General features: G+C 66.8%; 16 protein-coding genes, 2 tRNA genes and 4 pseudogenes. 12 read left to right on the forward strand and 10 right to left on the reverse strand.

The features are described from left to right. Position 1 precedes the first annotated feature (1 nt). The 8 genes and pseudogenes from ACZZ0J_RS12530 to rpmH all read right to left on the reverse strand — a co-directional run bounded on the left by ACZZ0J_RS12530 (position 2) and on the right by rpmH (position 5,012). Positions 2-966, reverse strand: a pseudogene (locus tag ACZZ0J_RS12530) (ParB/RepB/Spo0J family partition protein). A gap of 5 nt (positions 967-971) precedes the next feature. Further along, the gene (locus ACZZ0J_RS12535) at positions 972-1,859 is read right to left on the reverse strand and encodes a ParA family protein (protein ID WP_131845076.1); all 888 of its coding nucleotides are present in this window, start codon (positions 1,857-1,859) and stop codon (positions 972-974) included. An 81-nt stretch (positions 1,860-1,940) separates the two neighbouring features. Next, positions 1,941-2,621, reverse strand: a complete 681-nt coding sequence (rsmG, locus tag ACZZ0J_RS12540; protein ID WP_463437187.1) for a 16S rRNA (guanine(527)-N(7))-methyltransferase RsmG — start codon at positions 2,619-2,621, stop codon at positions 1,941-1,943. Next, positions 2,618-3,117, reverse strand: a pseudogene (locus ACZZ0J_RS12545) (Jag family protein). The gene rsmG and the pseudogene ACZZ0J_RS12545 overlap by 4 nt, the downstream one beginning before the upstream one ends. Beyond that, positions 3,118-4,091, reverse strand: a pseudogene (gene yidC, locus ACZZ0J_RS12550) (membrane protein insertase YidC). 8 nt (positions 4,092-4,099) lie between these two features. Next, positions 4,100-4,480: a membrane protein insertion efficiency factor YidD gene (yidD, locus tag ACZZ0J_RS12555; protein WP_194647233.1), complete on the reverse strand. Its 381-nt coding sequence runs from the start codon at positions 4,478-4,480 to the stop codon at positions 4,100-4,102. Next, positions 4,477-4,827: a ribonuclease P protein component gene (gene rnpA, locus ACZZ0J_RS12560; protein WP_123937122.1), complete on the reverse strand. Its 351-nt coding sequence runs from the start codon at positions 4,825-4,827 to the stop codon at positions 4,477-4,479. The genes yidD and rnpA overlap by 4 nt, the downstream gene beginning before the upstream one ends. A gap of 47 nt (positions 4,828-4,874) precedes the next feature. Beyond that, positions 4,875-5,012, reverse strand: coding sequence for a 50S ribosomal protein L34 (gene rpmH / locus ACZZ0J_RS12565; RefSeq protein WP_022889115.1), 138 nt, complete (start codon positions 5,010-5,012; stop codon positions 4,875-4,877). Between the two features lie 517 nt (positions 5,013-5,529). On the opposite strand from rpmH, the gene dnaA reads away from it, so the two are divergent. From dnaA to ACZZ0J_RS12615, 10 genes and pseudogenes are all read left to right on the forward strand, one after another. Then, a complete protein-coding gene (gene dnaA / locus ACZZ0J_RS12570) occupies positions 5,530-6,984 on the forward strand; it encodes a chromosomal replication initiator protein DnaA (RefSeq protein ID WP_111083682.1) in 1,455 nt (484 codons plus the stop codon). 407 nt (positions 6,985-7,391) lie between these two features. Further along, positions 7,392-8,537, forward strand: a complete 1,146-nt coding sequence (gene dnaN, locus ACZZ0J_RS12575) for a DNA polymerase III subunit beta (protein ID WP_111083683.1) — start codon at positions 7,392-7,394, stop codon at positions 8,535-8,537. A 70-nt stretch (positions 8,538-8,607) separates the two neighbouring features. Next, positions 8,608-9,495: a phosphogluconate dehydrogenase (NAD(+)-dependent, decarboxylating) gene (gene gnd / locus ACZZ0J_RS12580; protein ID WP_123292939.1), complete on the forward strand. Its 888-nt coding sequence runs from the start codon at positions 8,608-8,610 to the stop codon at positions 9,493-9,495. Positions 9,496-9,526: 31 nt separating this feature from the next. Next, on the forward strand, positions 9,527-10,801 hold the full coding sequence (recF, locus tag ACZZ0J_RS12585; protein ID WP_463437188.1) for a DNA replication/repair protein RecF: 1,275 nt from the start codon (positions 9,527-9,529) through the stop codon (positions 10,799-10,801). Next, positions 10,801-11,301, forward strand: coding sequence for a DciA family protein (locus tag ACZZ0J_RS12590; protein ID WP_111083686.1), 501 nt, complete (start codon positions 10,801-10,803; stop codon positions 11,299-11,301). Before recF ends, ACZZ0J_RS12590 begins: the two co-directional genes overlap by 1 nt. Positions 11,302-11,433: 132 nt before the next feature. After that, positions 11,434-13,438: pseudogene (gene gyrB / locus ACZZ0J_RS12595) on the forward strand (DNA topoisomerase (ATP-hydrolyzing) subunit B). Between the two features lie 126 nt (positions 13,439-13,564). Beyond that, complete coding sequence (gene gyrA / locus ACZZ0J_RS12600) at positions 13,565-16,222, forward strand: DNA gyrase subunit A (protein ID WP_216834274.1); 2,658 nt, start codon at positions 13,565-13,567, stop codon at positions 16,220-16,222. Then, positions 16,215-16,622 carry a DUF3566 domain-containing protein gene (locus ACZZ0J_RS12605; protein WP_027466922.1) on the forward strand — a complete coding sequence of 136 codons (408 nt, stop codon included), beginning with the start codon at positions 16,215-16,217 and terminating at the stop codon, positions 16,620-16,622. The genes gyrA and ACZZ0J_RS12605 overlap by 8 nt, the downstream gene beginning before the upstream one ends. Positions 16,623-16,697: 75 nt before the next feature. Continuing rightward, a tRNA-Ile gene (locus tag ACZZ0J_RS12610) sits at positions 16,698-16,774 on the forward strand. A 55-nt stretch (positions 16,775-16,829) separates the two neighbouring features. Further along, positions 16,830-16,902 (forward strand) — tRNA-Ala (locus ACZZ0J_RS12615). A gap of 385 nt (positions 16,903-17,287) precedes the next feature. On the opposite strand, the gene ACZZ0J_RS12620 is transcribed toward ACZZ0J_RS12615, so the two are convergent. Further along, the gene (locus ACZZ0J_RS12620; protein ID WP_463437189.1) at positions 17,288-17,863 is read right to left on the reverse strand and encodes a hypothetical protein; all 576 of its coding nucleotides are present in this window, start codon (positions 17,861-17,863) and stop codon (positions 17,288-17,290) included. A gap of 116 nt (positions 17,864-17,979) precedes the next feature. On the opposite strand from ACZZ0J_RS12620, the gene ACZZ0J_RS12625 reads away from it, so the two are divergent. Continuing rightward, on the forward strand, positions 17,980-18,519 hold the full coding sequence (locus tag ACZZ0J_RS12625; RefSeq protein WP_111083688.1) for a peptidylprolyl isomerase: 540 nt from the start codon (positions 17,980-17,982) through the stop codon (positions 18,517-18,519). Positions 18,520-18,526: 7 nt separating this feature from the next. Beyond that, positions 18,527-19,381, forward strand: coding sequence for a rhomboid family intramembrane serine protease (locus ACZZ0J_RS12630; RefSeq protein ID WP_463437190.1), 855 nt, complete (start codon positions 18,527-18,529; stop codon positions 19,379-19,381). Positions 19,382-19,745: 364 nt separating this feature from the next. On the opposite strand, the gene ACZZ0J_RS12635 is transcribed toward ACZZ0J_RS12630, so the two are convergent. After that, positions 19,746-20,000: a cell division protein CrgA gene (locus ACZZ0J_RS12635; RefSeq protein WP_111083690.1), complete on the reverse strand. Its 255-nt coding sequence runs from the start codon at positions 19,998-20,000 to the stop codon at positions 19,746-19,748. Between the last annotated feature and the right edge of the window lie 56 nt (positions 20,001-20,056).

Raw genomic sequence — 20,056 nt, forward strand, 5'->3', positions numbered from 1 at the left:
GTCAGGACGAGATGTCGCTGATCCCGAGCTCGGACAGGATGCGATTGAGGTCGTCGCCGTTCGCGAAGTCGATGGTCACGGAACTCTTCCGCGCCCCCACCGCGATCTTGACCCGGGTGTTCAGCCGGTCGCCGATGCGCTCGGCAAGGTCGTTGAAGTGTGCTTGGTTCTTCGACGGCTGCGGGGCCGTCTTCGGCGGAGTCTTCGTCGCCAACTGCTGCGCGATCGCTTCGGCAGCGCGCACCGACAGGTCCTCGTTGACGATCTTCTCGGCGAGGTACTCCATGGCTTCGGCGTCCGGGGCAGCAAGGATCGCGCGAGCGTGGCCGGCTGACAGCACACCGGCAGCGACCCGGCGCTGCACGGGGGAGGGAGCCGCAGCAGACGGATCGTGTTGGTGATCTGCGGACGCGATCGGCCGATGCGCTGACCGAGCTGTTCCTGCGTGATCCCGAAGTCCGCCAGGAGCTGCTGGTACGCCGAAGCTTCTTCGAGCGGGTTGAGCTGCGCCCGGTGCAGGTTCTCGAGCAGGGCGTCCCGGAGCATCGCGTCGTCCGGCGTCTCCTTGACGATCGCCGGGATCGTCGTGAGCCCGAGCTCCTTGGTCGCCCGGAGGCGACGCTCACCCATGATCAGCTCATACTGCGGCTCCGTCCCCGCAGCCCCGGGGATCGGGCGGACGACGATGGGCTGCAGCACGCCGATCTCACGGATGGAGTGGACGAGCTCCTGCAACTCCTCTTCGCGGAACTCCTTACGCGGTTGCTGCCCGTTCGGGATCACGTCCAGCGGGTTGAGGTTCGCGAGTCGGGCTCCCGGAACCGCGACGAGTTCGTCCGCGGTGGGTGCGGACGCCGGTGACCCACCGGTCGGGAAGAACACGTCGACCGGGCGGTCCTGCTGGTCCGTTGCCGTCGGGATGAGCGCGCCGATGCCGCGTCCGAGTCCGGTTCGCTTGGGTGCCATCAGTCCTACGCTCCTCGTGCTGCGATCTCGGCGGCCGCTTCCAAGTAGGAGAGCGACCCGGTGGAGTTCACGTCGTACGCGACGACGCTCTGTCCGTAACTCGGCGCTTCACTCACCCGGACGGATCGGGGGATCATCGCCTTCAAGACCTGGTCACCGAAGTGCTCGCGCACGTCGTTCGCCACCTGATTCGCCAGGTTGGTCCGACCGTCGTACATGGTCAGCAGGATCGTCGAGACCCGGAGGTTCGGGTTGAGGTGCCGCTCGATGAGCTCGATGTTGCGCAACAGCTGGCTGAGTCCCTCGAGCGCGTAGTACTCGCACTGGATGGGGATCAGGACTTCCTGCGCCGCCACGAACGCGTTGATCGTGAGCAGACCAAGGGACGGCGGGCAGTCGATGAACACGTAGTGGTACGGCTCATCCAGCGACTGGAGGTACAGATCGAGCGCCGTGCGCAGCCGCTGCTCTCGAGCGACCAAGGAGACGAGCTCGATCTCAGCACCCGCGAGGTGGATCGTCGCCGGGACACACCAGAGGGTGTCCGACTCGGGGGACCGCTGCACAGTGTCGGCCATCGCGGCCTCGTCGACGATGACGTCGTAGATGCTCGCGACTTCAGCCTGATGGTCGACCCCCAGGGCCGTTGACGCGTTGCCCTGTGGGTCGAGGTCGATCACGAGCACTCGTGCGCCACCGTGGGCAAGCCCGGCGGCCAAGTTGACGGTCGTCGTGGTCTTCCCGACGCCGCCCTTCTGGTTCGACACGGTGATGATCCGCGTCTTCGGGGGCAACGGGAACTGCTGTGTCGCGATCGCCCGGCGCCGGCGGTTCAGGTCGGCGATCTCGCGAGCAAGCGGAGTCGACGCGTCGTAATCGGTCGATGAGCTCAACGAGTGCCTCTTCCCCGGTTCGATGTTTCACGTGAAACGTGGAGCAGCATGGGATCAGTTGTCCCGATCCGAGCCGCAGGGTCAGTCAACTGTAGCCCGGAAGACGCGCGTAGTCTCTGCGACCACACCGTCCCCGAGCTCGAGGACCTCGACGTCCGAGAGGTGCTGGCGCAGGATCACCTTGCGTGCCTTCTCGATCTCGTCGTCGACTCGCGCACCCTTCATCAGGATGAGCTGCCCACCCGAACGGACAAGCGGAACCGTCATCGGGATGAGCTTCGACAACGCACTGACTGCTCGCGCCGTGACCTGGTCGACCACGATGTCGTCGGAGACGTCCTCGGCGCGGCCACGGACCACTGTCACGTTCGACAGGCCGAGCCGGCTCGCCTCGCTGGTGAGCCAGTCCACTCGACGCTCCATCGGCTCGATGAGCGTGAAGTGCACGTCCGGACGGGCGATCGCGAGCACGAGGCCGGGCAATCCTGCACCCGAGCCGACGTCGGCAACCCGGCCACGGGCCTCCAGGAGGGGCGCCAGCAATGCAGAGTTGAGGATGTGTCGCGTCCAGAGTCGAGGCAACTCAAGCGGGCCGATCAGGCCCAGCTCCTCGCCCCGGCGAGCCAGCTCGTTCGTGAACGACCGAGCCGTTTCGATCTGATCGCCGAAGAGCGCGGACGCAGCTGCCGGCTCAGCCTCGAGCACCGGAGCAGCGTCCGAAGGTGCGGGAGCGGTGTCCGCGGACACCGACTCGTCCGTCATCGGGTGACGACCGTGTGGCGGTCCCGACCCTCACCCTCGGACTCCGAGTGGAAGCCCTTCTCAGCGACGAGGTCGTGGACCAGCTTGCGCTCGTACGACGACATCGGGGGAGTGCTGCGGACGACGATCCACCCTCGATGCGCTCGACGGCGGTGTCGACCAGTCGCTGCAGCTCGTCCGCACGAGCGTCGCGTGAGCCGCCGACGTCGAGGATGAGCCGGCTGAACTCGCCCGTCTCCGCCTGGACGGCGATGCGGGTGAGTTCCTGCAGCGCCGTGACGGTGTCCGGCTTCGAGAGGACGCGGAGCGCCTCGCCGTCGTCGGTGACCGACAGGTAGACGCGACCGGCGCGCTCCTCGATCTCGATGTCTCCGTCGAGGTCGCAGATGTCGAGGAGTTCCTCGATGTAGTCCGCAGCGATGTCGGCCTCGTCACGGGCGTCCTCGTCCGGGGCCTCGGTGGAGTCGACGGCTGCGGCGGTGTCCTGCTCGGTCACTTACTTCTTCCCGTTCTTCTTCGAGCGCTGCTTGCCGACCGGCTGCGAACGCTGGGTGGTGACGCGCACGGCCTCGATCTCGGCAGCACCAGCACCAGCACCGGCACCGGCCTCGGCGAGCACCGGGTTGGCGATCCCACGACGCTGGGCCTTCTTGGCCAGGCGTGCCTCTCGTGCCAGGGCCGCCTCGGAACCGGGCGTCGGCATGCTGCGGATGACGAAGTACTGCTGCGCCATCGTCCAGACGTTGGAGGCGAGCCAGTAGAACATGACGCCGAGGGGGAAGCTCAGACCCGAGATCACGAAGACCAGCGGGAGGATGTACAGCATCATCTTCTGCTGGCGGTACATCGGCGACGCCTTGGTCTCCGGCGACATGTTCTTGGCGACGAGCTGCAGCTGCGTGATGAACTGCGAGGCCGTCATGACGACGATCATGAAGCCGGCGATCGCACGCACTTCCCACCCGGAAGCGTTCGTGAACGTCTCGTGCAGGGGGCACCGAACAGGGCCGCGTTGCCGAACGACGCCGCGAGGTCGTTCGTGAGCAGGCCGATACCGGTCTTGTTGATCTGCGCTTCGTGCAGCACTGAGTACAGCGAGAAGAAGATCGGCATCTGCAGCAGCAGCGGCAGGCAGGAGCTCAGCGGGTTGGTACCCGTCTCCTTGTAGAGCGCCATGGTCTCGCGGCTCATGGCCTCACGCGAGAACTGGTCCTTCTTGCCCTTGTACTTGTCCTGGATCTTCTTCAGCTGCGGCGCGACCTCGAGCATGCGGCGCTGGGACTTGATCTGCCGCACGAAGATCGGGATCAGTGCGGCGCGGACCACGAAGGTCAGGAAGATGATGGAGAGGACCCAGGTGATACCCGCGCCCGGGTCCATGCCGATGCTCTCGAAGATCCAGTGGAAGCCGACGAGGATGGCGGAGACCACCCATTTGAGCGGCCAGAGGATCGTACCGATGATGTCCATGGGGACGGCTACGCCTTTCGAGTGCGCTGGGGGAGCAGGACCGGCCGGGCCGTTCCGACCGCGGGGTGCGGCTGCTGCGGGATCGGCGCGAGGACGAACCCGAACCGGTTGACGACGAACGGGCGACGACGTTCCGTGACGTCGTCGATCCCGCCTGCAGCCCAGGGGTTGCAGCGAGCGATGCGCCAGGCGCCCATCGCGGATCCGCGGACGACGCCGTACTGCTGGATCGCTTCGAGGGCGTACCGGGAGCACGACGGGTGGTACCGGCAGACGTTGCCGTACAACGGGGAGATCACTGCACGGTAGGCGCGGAGCACGACGACGCACACGTTGCGTGGGAGCAACGCGGCGACCCAGGCCAGCCGGGTCCACAGGGTGCGGTTCATGCTGCCTTCTCCACCCCGCGCGCGAAGGAGCGCACGACGTCTTCGAGCAGGGTAGGCCATCCGGCCTGCGATGCGGCTGGCAGTGCGCGCACCACCACGTCGTACCCCACGGGGGAGTCGGCGAGGATGCCGTGCGCGATCGCCTTGAGCCGCCGCCTGATCAGGTTCCGGGTCACGGCGTTGCCCACCGTCTTGGCGACGATGAAGCCGAACCGCGACGGTCCGGTGGGGTCCGTCGAGCGACGGACCACGGACACGACGACGTGCGCCGTGGCGCTCTTGCGACCACGACGCACGACGTTCCGGTAGTCGTCCCCGCGGACGATGCGGTTGGCGCTGGCCAACACTGCGATGCCGGGGTCAGACCGAGGACCGGATCAGGCGGTGAGCCTGATCAGGCCGAGAGCTCGGTGCGGCCCTTGGCGCGACGCGCCGACAGGATGGCGCGGCCGGCACGCGTCCGCATGCGGAGGCGGAAGCCGTGCTTCTTGGCGCGGCGACGGTTGTTCGGCTGGAAGGTGCGCTTGCTCATGATCTCTCCACACGGCTGCTCGCGGCGAGCCGTCACGTATGTATGTGTCATCGCTCGGTGTCGAACGACGCAGATGGGCGCGACCAATCGGCCGCAGTCAACTGGTTAACGGTACGTGACAGCAGCGAGCAGGTCAAACGCCGATCGGGCCGGCCTCGGTGCCGGAGGCGTCGAGGACACCGCTGCGGTCCATTCTCCACATTGGGGACAACTTCCGTTCGGTGCCACCCGGCCCGGTCCTTTACAGTGGGGTCATCGATCGGCCCCGCGCCCCGGTACGACAGGGAAGTACTCCTGTCCGACGGATCCGGGCGGTCGTGGACAACACTGTGGACAACCCTGTGGGAACACGCGCGGTACGAGGCGTCGACGAAGCCCCCGAGACCCCGACGAACCGCCGGCGCACGACACGGTCCGCTGAGTGCCACACCCCGCGGCACTCCGGCACGTCCGACCCAGCAGGACGCACCCCGGTCCGGCACCGAACGCACGACACACACCTGGAGACGAGCGCGACATGACGATGCCGGCCGACCCCGTCGAGGACCTCTGGTCATCCGTACTCGGAATCCTCAGCGAAGACCCCCGCATCACGCCGCAGCTCCACGGGTTCCTCAACCTGGTCGAACCGAAGGGCGTCCTCGCCGGCACCCTGTACCTCGAGGTCCCCAACGACCTGACCCGCGGCATGCTCGAGCAGCGGATCCGCATCCCGATCACCGAGGCCGTCGCCCGCATCGGTGACGACTCGGTCGCGAACTTCGCCATCACGGTGAACCCGGACATGGCGTCCGAGCCGCGCGTCGACCCGAACGTGCCGGAGTACGCCGAGCCCGTGCAGGAAGCGGTGGAGCAGAGCGCTGCACCCCGCCAGTACATCGAGGCACCCTTCGTGCCGAGCCAGATCGACTCCCCGGGCACGAGCGGCCGGCCCGAGTCGCGGCTGAACCCGAAGTACAACTTCGACAACTTCGTCATCGGCTCGTCGAACCGCTTCGCCCACGCCGCAGCGGTCGCGGTGGCCGAGGCTCCGGCGAAGGCCTACAACCCACTCTTCATCTACGGCGACTCCGGACTGGGCAAGACCCACCTGCTCCACGCCATCGGGCACTACGCCGAGAGCCTCTACCCGGGGATCCGCGTCCGGTACGTGTCGAGCGAGGAGTTCACCAACGACTTCATCAACTCGATCGCGAACAACCGGTCGAACCAGTTCCAGCAGCGCTACCGCGACATCGACATCCTGCTGATCGACGACATCCAGTTCCTGCAGGGGAAGGACTCCACGCAGGAGGCCTTCTTCCACACGTTCAACACGTTGCACGACCACAACAAGCAGGTCGTCATCACGTCCGACGTCGCACCGAAGCACCTGACCGGCTTCGAGGACCGCATGCGCTCCCGCTTCGAGTGGGGTCTGATCACCGACGTCCAGGCGCCGGAGCTCGAGACGCGCATCGCGATCCTCCGCAAGAAGGCACAGTCCGACCACCTGCAGGTGCCGGACGACATCCTCGAGTTCATGGCGTCGAAGGTGTCGAGCAACATCCGGGAGCTCGAGGGGACGCTCATCCGCGTCACGGCGTTCGCGAGCCTGAACCGGACGGCTGTCGACATGGCCCTGGTGCAGACCGTCCTCAAGGACCTGATCACCCTGGACGAGGACAACGTCGTCGCGCCGACGGACATCATCAACCACACCGCGGAGTACTTCAAGCTCTCCGTCGACGACCTGTACGGCTCGTCCCGTTCGCAGGCGATCGCCACCGCGCGACAGATCGCGATGTACCTGTGCCGCGAGCTCACGAGCCTGTCGCTCCCGAAGATCGGGCAGCTGTTCGGCAACCGCGACCACACCACGGTCATGTACGCGAACAAGAAGATCACCGAGCTCATGAAGGAGCGGCGGTCGATCTACAACCAGGTCACCGAGCTCACGAGCCGCATCAAGCAGGACCGCCGCTACCGCTGAGATCGGTGCGTCTCCGGGCGCATCCACCATCTGAGACGGTTCCATGGGCCGGAGTTCTCACAGTGTGGATAGCCTGTGGATAACTGTGGAGGACACGCCGGCCGGTTGTTCACAGCGAGGGGGCCTCCTGTGGAAACTGGGGATGGAAGTGGATAGATGAGATTCATTCATCCCGACGTCGCCCACAGACCGCCCACAAGTCACAACCGTGTAGTTCCCTACGGCCGAGCGGCATGCACAGGGTTATCCACAGTGTGCACAGGCGTTAACACCATTACTCCTGGTTAACGATCCATCTCCGCGGGACAACCTTGTGGACGGCGGGATGACAAGAAATCCGGCCCACGTCCGCCTGTGCCAGAATGGGGCGGCCGGACAGTCCAAGCCGATCGACAGGGGTTCCAGCTGTGAAGTTCGAGGTCAACCGGGACGTCTTCTCCGAAGCCGTCTCCTTCGCGGTGAAACTCCTCCCACAGCGCACGACCCTCCCGATCCTGTCGGGCGTCCTGATCCACGCCGACGGCGATCGTCTGACGCTCTCGTCGTTCGACTACGAGGTCTCGGCGCAGACGTCCATCTCGGCGCAGATCGACGACCCGGGCACGGTCCTGGTCAGCGGTCGCCTGCTGAACGACATCGCGAGCCGACTGCCGAACGCCCCCGTGACCTTCACGACCGAGGACTCCAAGATCTCGGTCTCCTGCGGATCGGCGCACTTCACGCTGCTGTCCATGCCGGTCGAGGAGTACCCGACGCTGCCCGAGATCGGTCCGCAGACCGGTGTCATCCCCGGCGATGCCTTCTCCGAGGCCGTGTCGCAGGTCGCCGTCGCCGCGAGCCGCGACGACGTCACCCCGGTCATCACCGGCGTCCAGCTCGAGGTCGGCGACAACGACCTGTCGCTCATCGCCACGGACCGGTACCGCGTGGCCGTCCGCACCATCGCGTGGGACTCCGGCCGCGTCGGCTCGGACCCGCTGCACGCCCTCGTCCCCGCCCGCACCCTGCAGGAGGTCGGTCGCACCTTCGGGTCGGCGTCCACCGTCTCCGTCTCGATCAGCGGCAACTCGGACCGCGAGCTCATCGCGTTCCACGCCGACGACAAGACGGTCACCTCCCTGCTCATCAAGGGCAACTACCCGCCGGTCCGCCGGCTCTTCCCCGAGAACGTCAACGACCACGCGGTGATCAACACTGCGGAACTGGTCGAAGCCGTCCGACGGGTCTCACTCGTCCTGGAGCGCGAAGCAGCGCTCCGGTTCTCCTTCACGGTCGACGGGCTCACGCTCGAGGCGATCGGATCCGAACAAGCGCAGGCGTCAGAGTCGATCAGTGCGTTGCTGACCGGAGAGGAAACGGTGGTCTCGCTGAAGCCCGCCTTCCTCCTCGACGGACTGAACGCGGTGCACTCCGAGTTCGTCCGCATCTCCTTCACCAAGACGGAGAACCCCAACAAGCCGGGCCCGGTGCTGATCACCGGCCAGACTTCGCAAGAGGCTGCCGCGACCGATGGATACCGGTACCTGCTGCAGCCCAACCTGCTGCTGCGATAGGCGCAACAGGAACACTGCGCTGACGCACCAGCTGCGGCCTCAGCGCGACGACGAAACAGAAGAGGAAATCATGCACATCGGTCTTGTCGGCCTTGGTCGCATGGGCAACAACATGCGTGCCCGTCTCCGCAACGCAGGGATCGAGGTCACCGGTTACGACGCGAACCCCGCCGTCTCCGACGTCGCGAGCCTCGCAGACCTGGCGGGCGCCCTGCCCGAGGGTCAGCGACTCGTCTGGGTGATGGTGCCGCACGGCAAGATCACCGACGACGTCATCACCGAGCTGGCCGGCGTCCTGAACGAGGGCGACCTCGTCATCGACGGTGGCAACTCGAAGTGGCTCGACGACACCACGCACGCCGAGCAGCTCGGTGCGCGCGGCATCCGCTACATGGACGCCGGTGTCTCCGGCGGCGTGTGGGGCAAGGACAACGGCTACGGCCTCATGGTCGGCGGTGACGTCAAGGACGTCGAGTTCGCGATGCCGGTCTTCGACGCACTGCGCCCCGAGGGCCCCCGCGAAGAGGGCTTCTCGCACGCCGGTCCGATCGGCGCGGGGCACTACGCCAAGATGGTCCACAACGGCATCGAGTACGCGATCATGCAGGCCTACGGCGAGGGCTACGAGCTCCTCGAGGCCAAGGACCTGATCACCGACGTCCCCGCCGTGTTCGCCGGGTGGCAGCGCGGGACGGTCGTCCGTTCCTGGCTGCTCGACCTCATGGTCCTGGCCCTCAACGAAGACCCGAAGCTCGACGAGCTCGAGGGCTACGTCGAGGACTCGGGCGAGGGGCGTTGGACGCTGGAAGAGGGCATCGAGCTCGCCGTTCCGATGCCGGCGCTCTCGGCGTCGATCTTCGCCCGCTTCGTCTCGCGTCAGGGCAGCGCGTCCCCGACGATGAAGGCCGTCGCGGCGCTCCGCAACCAGTTCGGCGGTCACGCCGTCAAGAAGTCCTAGGACCACCCGGGGAAACCCGGACTCGGCCCGCGTGCACGTCGACCATCTCCAACTCACCGACTTCCGGAACTACCGGGAGGCGGACGTCGACCTCGCACGCGGGCCGAACCTGTTCGTCGGGCGGAACGGACAGGGCAAGACCAACCTGGTCGAGGCGATCGGGTACCTGTCGACGCTCGGTTCGCACCGGGTCCCGACGGATGCCGCGCTCGTCCGTCAGGGCTGCGACGCCGCGATCGTCCGGGCCCGCCTGGCGCACGAGGACCGCAGCATCCTCGCCGAGGTGCAGATCAACCGCACCGGAGCGAACCGTGCGCAGGTGAACCGGTCGGCGATCAAGCCCCGAGAACTCCCGCGCTACTGCACCTCGGTCCTCTTCGCTCCCGAGGACCTCGCCCTGGTCCGTGGCGAACCGGCCGGTCGGCGACGCATGCTCGACGAGCTGCTCGGCCAGATCGCACCGCGGATGCAAGGGGTGCTGGCCGACTACGACCGCACACTCCGCCAGCGGAACACCCTGCTCAAGTCGGCCCGTGCCACCGGCGCCAAGGCAAACGCCCTGTCGACGCTCGACGTCTGGGACGACCGCCTCGTCGGACTCGGTGCCGAGATCGTCGCCGCGCGCGACCACCTGACCCGCCGGCTCGCACCGTTCGTCGCCGAGGCGTACGCCACCGTCGCGGGCGAAGACCACGATGCCTCCATCGCCGGTGTGCTCTCGATCCGTGGCGGCGACCCGGAGGCCGCCGCGGCGACGGACCCGGTCCTCGGTACCCCCGACGAGCCGGTGAGCGTGACCGCCGCAGCCGAGGCGTTCGCGGCTGCCCTCGAGCGGCGTCGTCGCGACGAGCTCGACCGCGGGTTGACCCTCGTCGGGCCGCACCGGGACGACGTTCTGTTCCAGCTCAACGGGTTACCTGCCCGCGGGTACGCCAGTCACGGAGAGTCCTGGTCGTTCGCGCTCGCGATCCAGCTGGCGAGCGCGTCGATCCTGCGGGCCGAGTCGAACCTCGGTGACCCGATCATCATCCTCGACGACGTGTTCGCCGAACTCGACGAGTCTCGACGTGAGCGCCTCGGGAACGCCGTGGCCGACTACGAGCAGGTCCTCATCACGGCAGCGGTGTTCGGCGACGTCCCCTCGCAGCTGGCCGCGCACACGGTGCGGATCGAGGCGGGCACGATCGTGACCGACGAGGCGGACGCCAGCCGGGCCTCCAGGTCGACCACGGACGAAACCGACGCGACCGACGAACCCGACGCGATGGACCACACCGACGCGACCCCGCCGGAAGCCGACTCCTGATGCCCCGCCCGTGGAAGCCGACCGAGCCGTCGCGGCTGTACCGGCACCTCCGAGCCGTCTTCGGCGACCCGTCGAAGCGCGGGGTCGACGCCCGCCGCCGTCGCTCCCGCGAGTTCGACGCCGACACCGTCCCCTACGGCCGCGGCCGTGAACCCCGAGGGCTCGGCGACGTCGTCGGATCCCTGGCCAACGAGCTCGGGTGGACCGAACCCCTGGCCCGCTCGGAGCTGTTCGTGGACTGGCCGAGCGTCGTCGGTGAGGAACTCGCGAAGCACTCCACCCCGGTCACCATCGACGACGGTGCGCTGGTCATCCGGTGTGACTCGACCGCCTGGGCGACCCAGCTCCGTCTCATGCGTGCCAGTGTCACGACGACCATCGCCGAGCGGCACCCGGAAGCCGGGGTGGAGTCGATCCGGGTTTCAGGGCCGGACGTCCCCACCTGGAAACGCGGCCCCAGGACGGTCCAGGGGCGCGGTCCTCGCGACACCTACGGTTGAGCCGACGAAATCATCCTGTGGTGCCAAAAAGCCCGCCTGTGGGCCGGATGAGCCCTCGAAAGAGGGGCCTCTGCGGTAGACTGGGAGGTGCAGTGCGCGGGCGTTCCGCGCGCAGGCAGGAGCACGCTCGACATGGCATCAGAATCTGAAGACGACCCGCAGAACCCGCTCGACGCGGAGACCCCGCAGAGCGAACCGTCCTACGGAGCAGACCAGATTCAGGTGCTCGAGGGGCTCGAGGCGGTCCGCAAGCGTCCCGGTATGTACATCGGTTCGACGGGGCCCCGCGGTCTGCACCACCTGGTCCAGGAGATCGTCGACAACTCCGTCGACGAAGCCCTCGCCGGGTACTGCGACACCATCGACGTCACCATCCGTGAAGACGGCGGTGTCCGAGTGGTCGACAACGGCCGTGGCATCCCGGTCGGCATCCACGCGGCCGAGGGCGTCTCAACCGTCCAGGTCGTCCTGACCGTCCTGCACGCCGGCGGGAAGTTCGGCGGCGGCGCGTACGCGGTGTCCGGTGGTCTGCACGGCGTCGGTTCCTCCGTCGTGAACGCGCTGAGCTCCGAGCTCGACGTCGAGGTCCGACAGCAGGGCCACGTCTGGCGCCAGAGCTACACCGACGGCGTCCCGGTCGCACCGCTGACCAAGGACGAACCGTCCGACGAGCACGGCACCACGATCACCTTCTGGCCGAACGCCGAGATCTTCGAGACCGTCGTCTTCGACTACGAGACCCTGCGCACCCGGTTCCAGCAGATGGCCTTCCTCAACAAGGGCCTGCGGATCAACCTGCGCGACGAGCGCACCCCGGAAGAAGGGGAAGAGGCGCGGAACGACTCCTTCATGTACGAGCGTGGTCTCGCCGACTACGTCGAGTACATCAACGCGCAGAAGAAGGCGGACCTCGTCCACCCGGACGTCATCGGCTTCGAGTCCGAGGACACCGAGCGCAAGATCGCGCTCGAGGTCGCGATGCAGTGGAACACCTCGTACCAGGAGAGCGTGCACACCTTCGCGAACACGATCAACACGCACGAGGGCGGCACCCACGAAGAGGGCTTCCGCGCGGCGCTGACGTACCTGGTGAACAAGTACGCGCGCGAGACGAAGATCATCAAGGAGAAGGACGACAACCTGACGGGTGACGACATCCGTGAAGGCCTCACGGCCGTCATCTCCGTCAAGCTCGGCGAACCGCAGTTCGAGGGCCAGACGAAGACGAAGCTCGGCAACACCGAGGCGAAGGGCTTCGTGCAGCGCGTCGTCGGCGCCGAGCTCACGCACTGGTTCGAGAGCAACCCGACCCAGGCCCGTGACGTCGTCCGCAAGGCGATCCAGGCGTCGCAGGCACGGCTCGCGGCCCGCAAGGCCCGCGAGACCACGCGTCGCAAGGGGCTGCTCGGAGTCGGGTGGCATGCCCGGCAAGCTGAAGGACTGCCAGTCGAAGGACCCGACCCTGTCGGAGATCTTCATGGTCGAGGGCGACTCCGCTGGCGGTTCCGCCGTGCAGGGCCGCAACCCGATGACCCAGGCGATCCTGCCCCTGCGCGGCAAGATCCTGAACGTCGAGAAGGCGCGGCTCGACCGCGCGCTCGCCAACCAGGAGATCCAGTCGATGATCACGGCGTTCGGCGCCGGCATCGGTGAGGACTTCGACCCGGACAAGGCCCGGTACCACAAGATCGTGCTGATGGCCGATGCCGACGTCGACGGACAGCACATCACCACGCTGCTGCTGACCCTGCTGTTCCGCTACATGCGGCCGCTCATCGAGCGCGGTTACGTGTACCTCGCGCAGCCGCCGCTGTACCGCCTGAAGTGGTCGAACGCCGCACACGAGTACGTGTTCAGCGACCGGGAGCGCGACGCCCTGATGCAGTCGGGCATCGCCGCCGGCAAGCGGATCCCGAAGGACAACGGCATCCAGCGCTACAAGGGCCTCGGCGAGATGGACTACAAGGAGCTCTGGGACACCACGATGAACCCGGACACCCGCACGCTCCTGCAGGTCACGCTCGAGGACGCCGCCGCGGTGGACAGCACCTTCTCGACGCTGATGGGTGAAGACGTCGACGCACGTCGCCAGTTCATCCAGCAGAACGCCAAGGACGTCCGCTTCTTGGACATCTGAACAGTCTCGACCCTGGCCTGGAGGCGCGGTGCCAGCCGCGCGCTCTGGTCCGGACCACCTGTGGTCGCGTCCACCGCGACGAACGTCACCACGGCCTCCCGGCCGTCAGAAAGGTAACGCAAGCCAATGGCTGACGACAACGAGAACGCCCCCGACGAGCAGCCCGAGATCGTCCACGGCGACAGCGGGGACATCGTCGTCTCCGGTGACCGCATCTCGCAGGTCGACCTGCAGCTCGAGATGCAGCGTTCCTACCTCGACTACGCGATGTCGGTCATCGTCGGTCGTGCACTGCCCGAGGTCCGCGACGGCCTGAAGCCGGTGCACCGCCGCGTGATCTACGCGATGTTCGACGGCGGCTACCGTCCGGACCGCGCGTTCTCGAAGTGCTCCCGCGTCGTCGGTGACGTCATGGGGCAGTTCCACCCGCACGGTGACTCGGCGATCTACGACGCGCTGGTCCGTCTGGTGCAGCCGTGGTCGCTGCGCTACCCGCTCGCACTCGGCCAGGGCAACTTCGGCTCGCCGGGCAACGACGGCGCAGCAGCCCCGCGGTACACCGAGACCAAGATGGCGCCGCTCGCCATGGAGATGGTCCGGGACATCGACGAGGACACCGTCGACTTCCAGGACAACTACGACGGTCGGACCCAGGAGCCGGCGATCCTGCCGGCACGGTTCCCGAACCTGCTCGTCAACGGCTCGGTCGGCATCGCGGTCGGCATGGCGACGAACATCCCGCCGCACAACCTGCGCGAGGTGGCCGAGGGCGCGAAGTGGGCGCTCGACAACCCCGAGGCGACGCGCGAAGAGCTCCTCGCCGCGCTCATGCAGCGCATCAAGGGGCCCGACTTCCCGACCGGTGCGCAGATCCTCGGCACCAAGGGCATCCAGGACGCCTACCTCACCGGTCGTGGTTCGATCACGATGCGCGCCGTCGTCAACGTCGAGGAGATCCAGGGTCGCACCTGCCTCGTCGTCACCGAGCTGCCGTACCAGGTCAACCCGGACAACCTCGCGATCAAGATCGCCGACCTGGTCAAGGACGGCAAGCTGGCCGGCGTCGCGGACATCCGCGACGAGACCTCTGGTCGCACCGGCCAGCGCCTCGTGATCGTGCTCAAGCGCGACGCCGTCGCCAAGGTCGTGCTGAACAACCTGTACAAGCACACGCAGCTGCAGGAGAACTTCGGCGCGAACATGCTCGCGATCGTCGACGGTGTGCCCCGCACCCTGCCGCTCGACGGGTTCATCTCGGCGTGGGTCGCGCACCAGGTCGACGTCATCGTCCGCCGCACCCAGTTCCGCCTGCGCGAGGCCGAGAAGCGCGCGCACATCCTGCGCGGCTACCTCGCAGCGCTCGACGCCCTCGACGAGGTCATCGCGCTCATCCGTCGTTCGCCCGACGTCGAAGAGGCCCGCTCCGGCCTGATGGACCTGCTGTCCGTCGACGAGATCCAGGCGCGCGCGATCCTCGAGCTCCAGCTCCGTCGACTGGCCGCGCTCGAGCGCCAGAAGATCCACGACGAGGCCGAAGAGCTCGAGCGCAAGATCGCCGACTTCCAGGACATCCTGGCGTCGGAGACCCGGCAGCGCACGATCATCCGCGACGAGCTCGAGGAGATCGTCGACCGCTTCGGCGACGACCGTCGCACCGAGATCATGCTCGGCTACGACGGCGACATGTCGATGGAAGACCTCATCCCCGAAGAGGAGATGGTCGTCACCATCACCCGCGGCGGGTACGTCAAGCGCACGCGCAGCGACCAGTACCGCTCGCAGCACCGAGGTGGCCGTGGTGTCCGTGGTGCCCAGCTCCGCGCGGACGACATCGTCGAGCACTTCTTCGTCACGACGACGCACCACTGGCTGCTGTTCCTCACCGACCAGGGCCGGGTCTACCGCGCCAAGGCGTACGAGCTGCAGGAAGCCGGCCGCGACGCCAAGGGCCAGCACGTGGCGAACCTGCTCGCGATGCAGCCGGACGAGCAGATCCAGCAGGTGCTCGACATCCGTGACTACGAGGTCGCGCAGTACCTCGTCCTCGCGACCGAGCACGGGCTGGTGAAGAAGACCGCGCTCACCGAGTACGACACCAACCGCACCGGTGGCATCATCGCGATCAACCTGCGCGACGGCGACAAGCTCCGGCAGGCGCTGCTCGTCGACGAGCACGACGACCTGCTGCTCGTCTCCCGACAGGGCATGTCGCTCCGGTTCACCGCGACGAACGACACCCTGCGGCCGATGGGTCGGTCGACCTCCGGTGTGAAGGGCATGTCCTTCCGCGACGGCGACTCGCTCCTGGCCGCACGCGTGGTGGCGGACGACGGCTTCGTCTGGGTGATGACCGAGGGTGGGTACGCCAAGCGCACCGCCGTCGACCAGTACCGCATCCAGGGACGCGGTGGTCTCGGCATCAAGGTGGCGAAGTTGGCGACCGACCGAGGTGACCTTGTGGGTGCTCTCATCGTCGGTGAGGACGACGAAGTGCTCGTCGTGCTGCAATCGGGCAAGGTGGTAAGGTCTGCCGTGGCCGAGGTCCCTGCCAAGGGTCGCGACACCATGGGTGTCGTCTTCGCCAGGTTCGCGGCGAACGACAAGATCATCGCAGTGGCCCAGAACACCGAGCGGAACCTGGTCGACCAGGACGACGCCGAGATCGAGCCAGCGGGCCCGGTGGAGACGGTCAGCCCTTCCGAAGCGGCACCGGACTCCACTGATCCCATCGACACCGAGCCCGTCGCGGACGAGGCCGGAGAGGACCAGTCAAGCAATGAGTAGTGTCGCCGAGAAGCTCCAGAAGAAGGCGAAGCGACCCGTCGGCACCCGCCAAGTGCGGCTGCGGCTGGTCTACGTCGACTTCTGGTCGATGGTGAAGCTCAGCTTCCTCATCGCCCTGGCCGGCAGCATCGTGATCGTGGTCGCCACGGCGCTGGTGTGGGTCATCCTCAACCAGACGGGCGTGTTCACGCAGGTGGACGCCTTGCTGAAGGACGTCACCGGTCAGAACAGTTACTCGATCATGGACCAGTTCTCACTGGGTCAGGTGCTCGGGTTCTCCATCGTCGTGGGCATCCTCAACGTGGTCGTCGGCACCGTGCTCGGGGCCATCGTGAGCGTCCTCTACAACCTCAGTGTTCGCATCACCGGCGGCTTGCTCGTCGGCTTCACGAACAACTGACACACCCGGGCCGGGTGAGCCGATCGCTCGATTTCGTTCTGCGAGATCCGTGGGGTAGGCTTTCATCCGGTCTGAGGGGCTATAGCTCAGGCGGTTAGAGCGCTTCGCTGATAACGAAGAGGTCCAAGGTTCAAGTCCTTGTAGCCCCACCAGTTCTTCGGAACACACGACAATTCCATCCCGCCACCGATCACCTCGGTGGCACCCGGGGCCTTAGCTCAGTTGGTAGAGCGCCTGCTTTGCAAGCAGGATGTCGGGAGTTCGATTCTCCCAGGCTCCACTCCACTCCGGGATGACCCTGCTGCGGTCGTTCCTCTCTCCGCCGGGTCGTTCCGCCGTGCTTGCCTCGTGCCTTCGGCACTGGCCGCTCCGCTATGGCCGCCTCGGCGAGACGTCGAGCGTTCGTCGTCGTCGTGCGTGCTCGGGTCGTGCGCCGAGGTCTCGCGCCGCCGAGGTTCCGAGATCTCGGCATCTCGGGCGCTCCTGGGGCCATCCGTGGAACCTCGGCGGGCAACGGGCGGCGTGTCGTGGAACCTCGGCGTCGGCCGACGGGCGCGGCCGCGCGGTACCGGACACCGGAACACCGAACCTTGTCGCAGCGCTGCACCCGGGAACGACGAAGGGCCCCGGCGGAGTGCCGGGGCCCTTCGTACGAACCGTGGAGGTCAGGCGGCAGGCTTCTCCGCCGTGTCTGCGTCGTCGGCGACCCACAGGTCGTCGTCGGCGCGGAGCGTCTGGTACGCGGCGTACGCAGCACCAGCAACGGCGACGACGCCGACGATGATGAGTGCGACACCACCGAAGCCGATGCCCTTCTTCTGCTGCGACGGCACGTACTTCACGGCAGCCTTCTTGGCCTTCTTGCCCTTCTTCTGGGCGTTCTTCACGATCTTCTTGACCCGGGGGTCCTTCGCGAGGTCGGTCACGCTCAGCACGGAGCCAGCGGTCGACACCAGTCCGGGGATGACCTCGGACTGGAACTTGTGCGAAGCGTTCTGTGCTGCGGACGTCGCAGCGTGGACCCCGGTCGCGACCGCGGGACGGAGCCCGTTGTCGATCGCGTTCTGCACACGGGGGGCGATGTCCTTGCGGGCTGCGTCGGCTGCGTTCGACCGGGCTTCCGCCAGGATCGCGTTCGCGTGCTCGAGGACCTTGCGCTGCTCTCCGAGGAGCGAGGCGGTCTGGCCCTTGAGCTTCTTGATCTGCTTCCGACGCTTGCGCGGGATCTCGATCGTCGTCATCTGGTACCTCCATCGGATCGGCGTGACCCCATCCTGCCACCAGAGTCCCTGACAGGTCACGGAGCCTCACCTGTGGGTCCGGTCCGTACGCAGCCGGTACATGCGAGAATCGGAACATGTCTCTGCACACCGCTGTCGCAACGATCCACACCAACAAGGGCGACATCCGCGTCAACCTGTTCGGCAACCACGCACCGAAGACCGTCAAGAACTTCGTCGACCTCGCCACGGGCAAGCAGGAGTGGACCCACCCGGGCACGGGCAAGGTCTCCACCGACAAGCTCTACGACGGCGTCGTCTTCCACCGCATCATCAAGGACTTCATGATCCAGGGCGGTGACCCGCTCGGCCAGGGCATCGGTGGCCCGGGGTACCGCTTCGACGACGAGATCTCCCCCGAGCTCACGTTCCAGAACCCCTACATCTTCGCCATGGCCAACGCCGGCATCCAGGGTGGCCGTGGCACCAACGGCTCGCAGTTCTTCATCACCACGGTGGCGACGCCGTGGCTGCAGGGCAAGCACACCATCTTCGGTGAGGTCGCCGACGACGAGTCGCGTGCCGTCGTCGACGCCATCGAGGGTGTCCCCACCGACGGCCGTGACAAGCCCGTCGAAGACGTGGTCATCCAGAGCATCGACGTCGAAGGCGTCTGATCCTCACGTGACCGACCAGGCGTACAACCCGAACAACACCTGCTACCGGCATCCGGACCGGCAGAGCTTCGTGCTCTGCCAGCGCTGTGGGCGGACGATCTGCCCGGAGTGCCAGACGCCGGCGGCAGTCGGGGTGCACTGCCCGGAGTGCGTGCGTGAACAGCGCGCACAGTTCGCAGCGAACCGTCGCGCGTCCGGAGCCCCCAGTGGGCTGACGGTCGCGCGACGGCGCTTCGCGATGCTCGACCAGAAGGCGACGGTCGTCATCGTGGCGATCACGGTCGCCATCTGGCTGCTGGACCAGGTGAGTGGTGGGTTCTTCACCAGCCTGCTCGCCTACAACTCGCTGTTGCTGCCCACGCAGCCGTGGCGGGTCGTGACCGTGCTCTTCGTCCACTCGGGCATCCTCCACATCGTGTTCAACATGTGGGCACTGTGGATCTTCGGCAGGATGCTCGAGAACATGCTCGGTGCCTGGCGGTTCGTGGCGCTGTACTTCATCACCGGGATCTTCGGTTCGATGCTCGTCACGTTCCTCGCCCCCGGTACCTGGGTGGTCGGGGCGTCCGGCGCGATCTTCGGTCTCTTCGCGGCGTTCTTCGTCCTGCAGCGGAGCCTCGGTCAGAACGCCGTCCAGCTCCTGGTGATCATGGGCCTCAACCTGGTCGTCGGCTTCCTCCCGGGGACGAACATCTCGTGGCAGGCGCACGTCGGTGGGATCATCGGCGGTTTCCTCGTGGGCTTCGTGTTCGCCAAGACCCGGAACATCCGGCAGCGGCCGCTGCAGATCGGCCTGCTCGTCGCCTCCGCGGTGGTGGGCATCGTCCTCACGGCAGTCGGGTACGCCGTCACCATCGGCTGACCCGATCCGGACACACGTCCACCGAACGCCCCGTCGCTTCCGCGGCGGGGCGTTCGTCGTTCCACCGTCACCTCGGGGCGCGAATCGGGCCCGACAAGACCTCGTCCACAAGGCACCTGCAGAGTTATCCACAGGTGTGGAGAAACCGGTGAGTTACACGCGTGTGATTATCCCCATTGTGGACTCAGCTGTGGATAACTCCGGGGTCCGGGTGTGGATGACGATGTGGAGAGTGTGGAGAAGTGTGGAGAACCGCCGGCATCCTCGATGATCTGGGTACCAGCGGCCGAAAGCCCTGTGGAGAACGACAACGCCCGCCGCACCAACTGGTGCGACGGGCGTCAGAGTGTCTCGAGGCTGTGGATCAGCGCCAGCGGGTGGTCATGAGGAATCCGATGAACATGATGCCGAAGCCGACGAGGATGTTCCACGAGCCGAGGCTCGGCACCGGCAGGGTCGCGTTCGAGATGTAGAAGACGATCACCCAGACGAGGCCGATGATCATGAAGCCGAACATGACCGGCTTGAACCACACCGGGTTCGGGGCGTCCCCCGCGGTGTCGACCGAGTCGGCTCGGGTCCTCCGGGCGGGCTTGGTGCGGTCCTTGTCACTGGCCATGGCCGGTATCCTACCGTGACCACGTGTGTGGATCGGCCCGCAGACCGCTGCACACA

Source organism: Curtobacterium sp. AC272 (assembly GCF_979258155.1).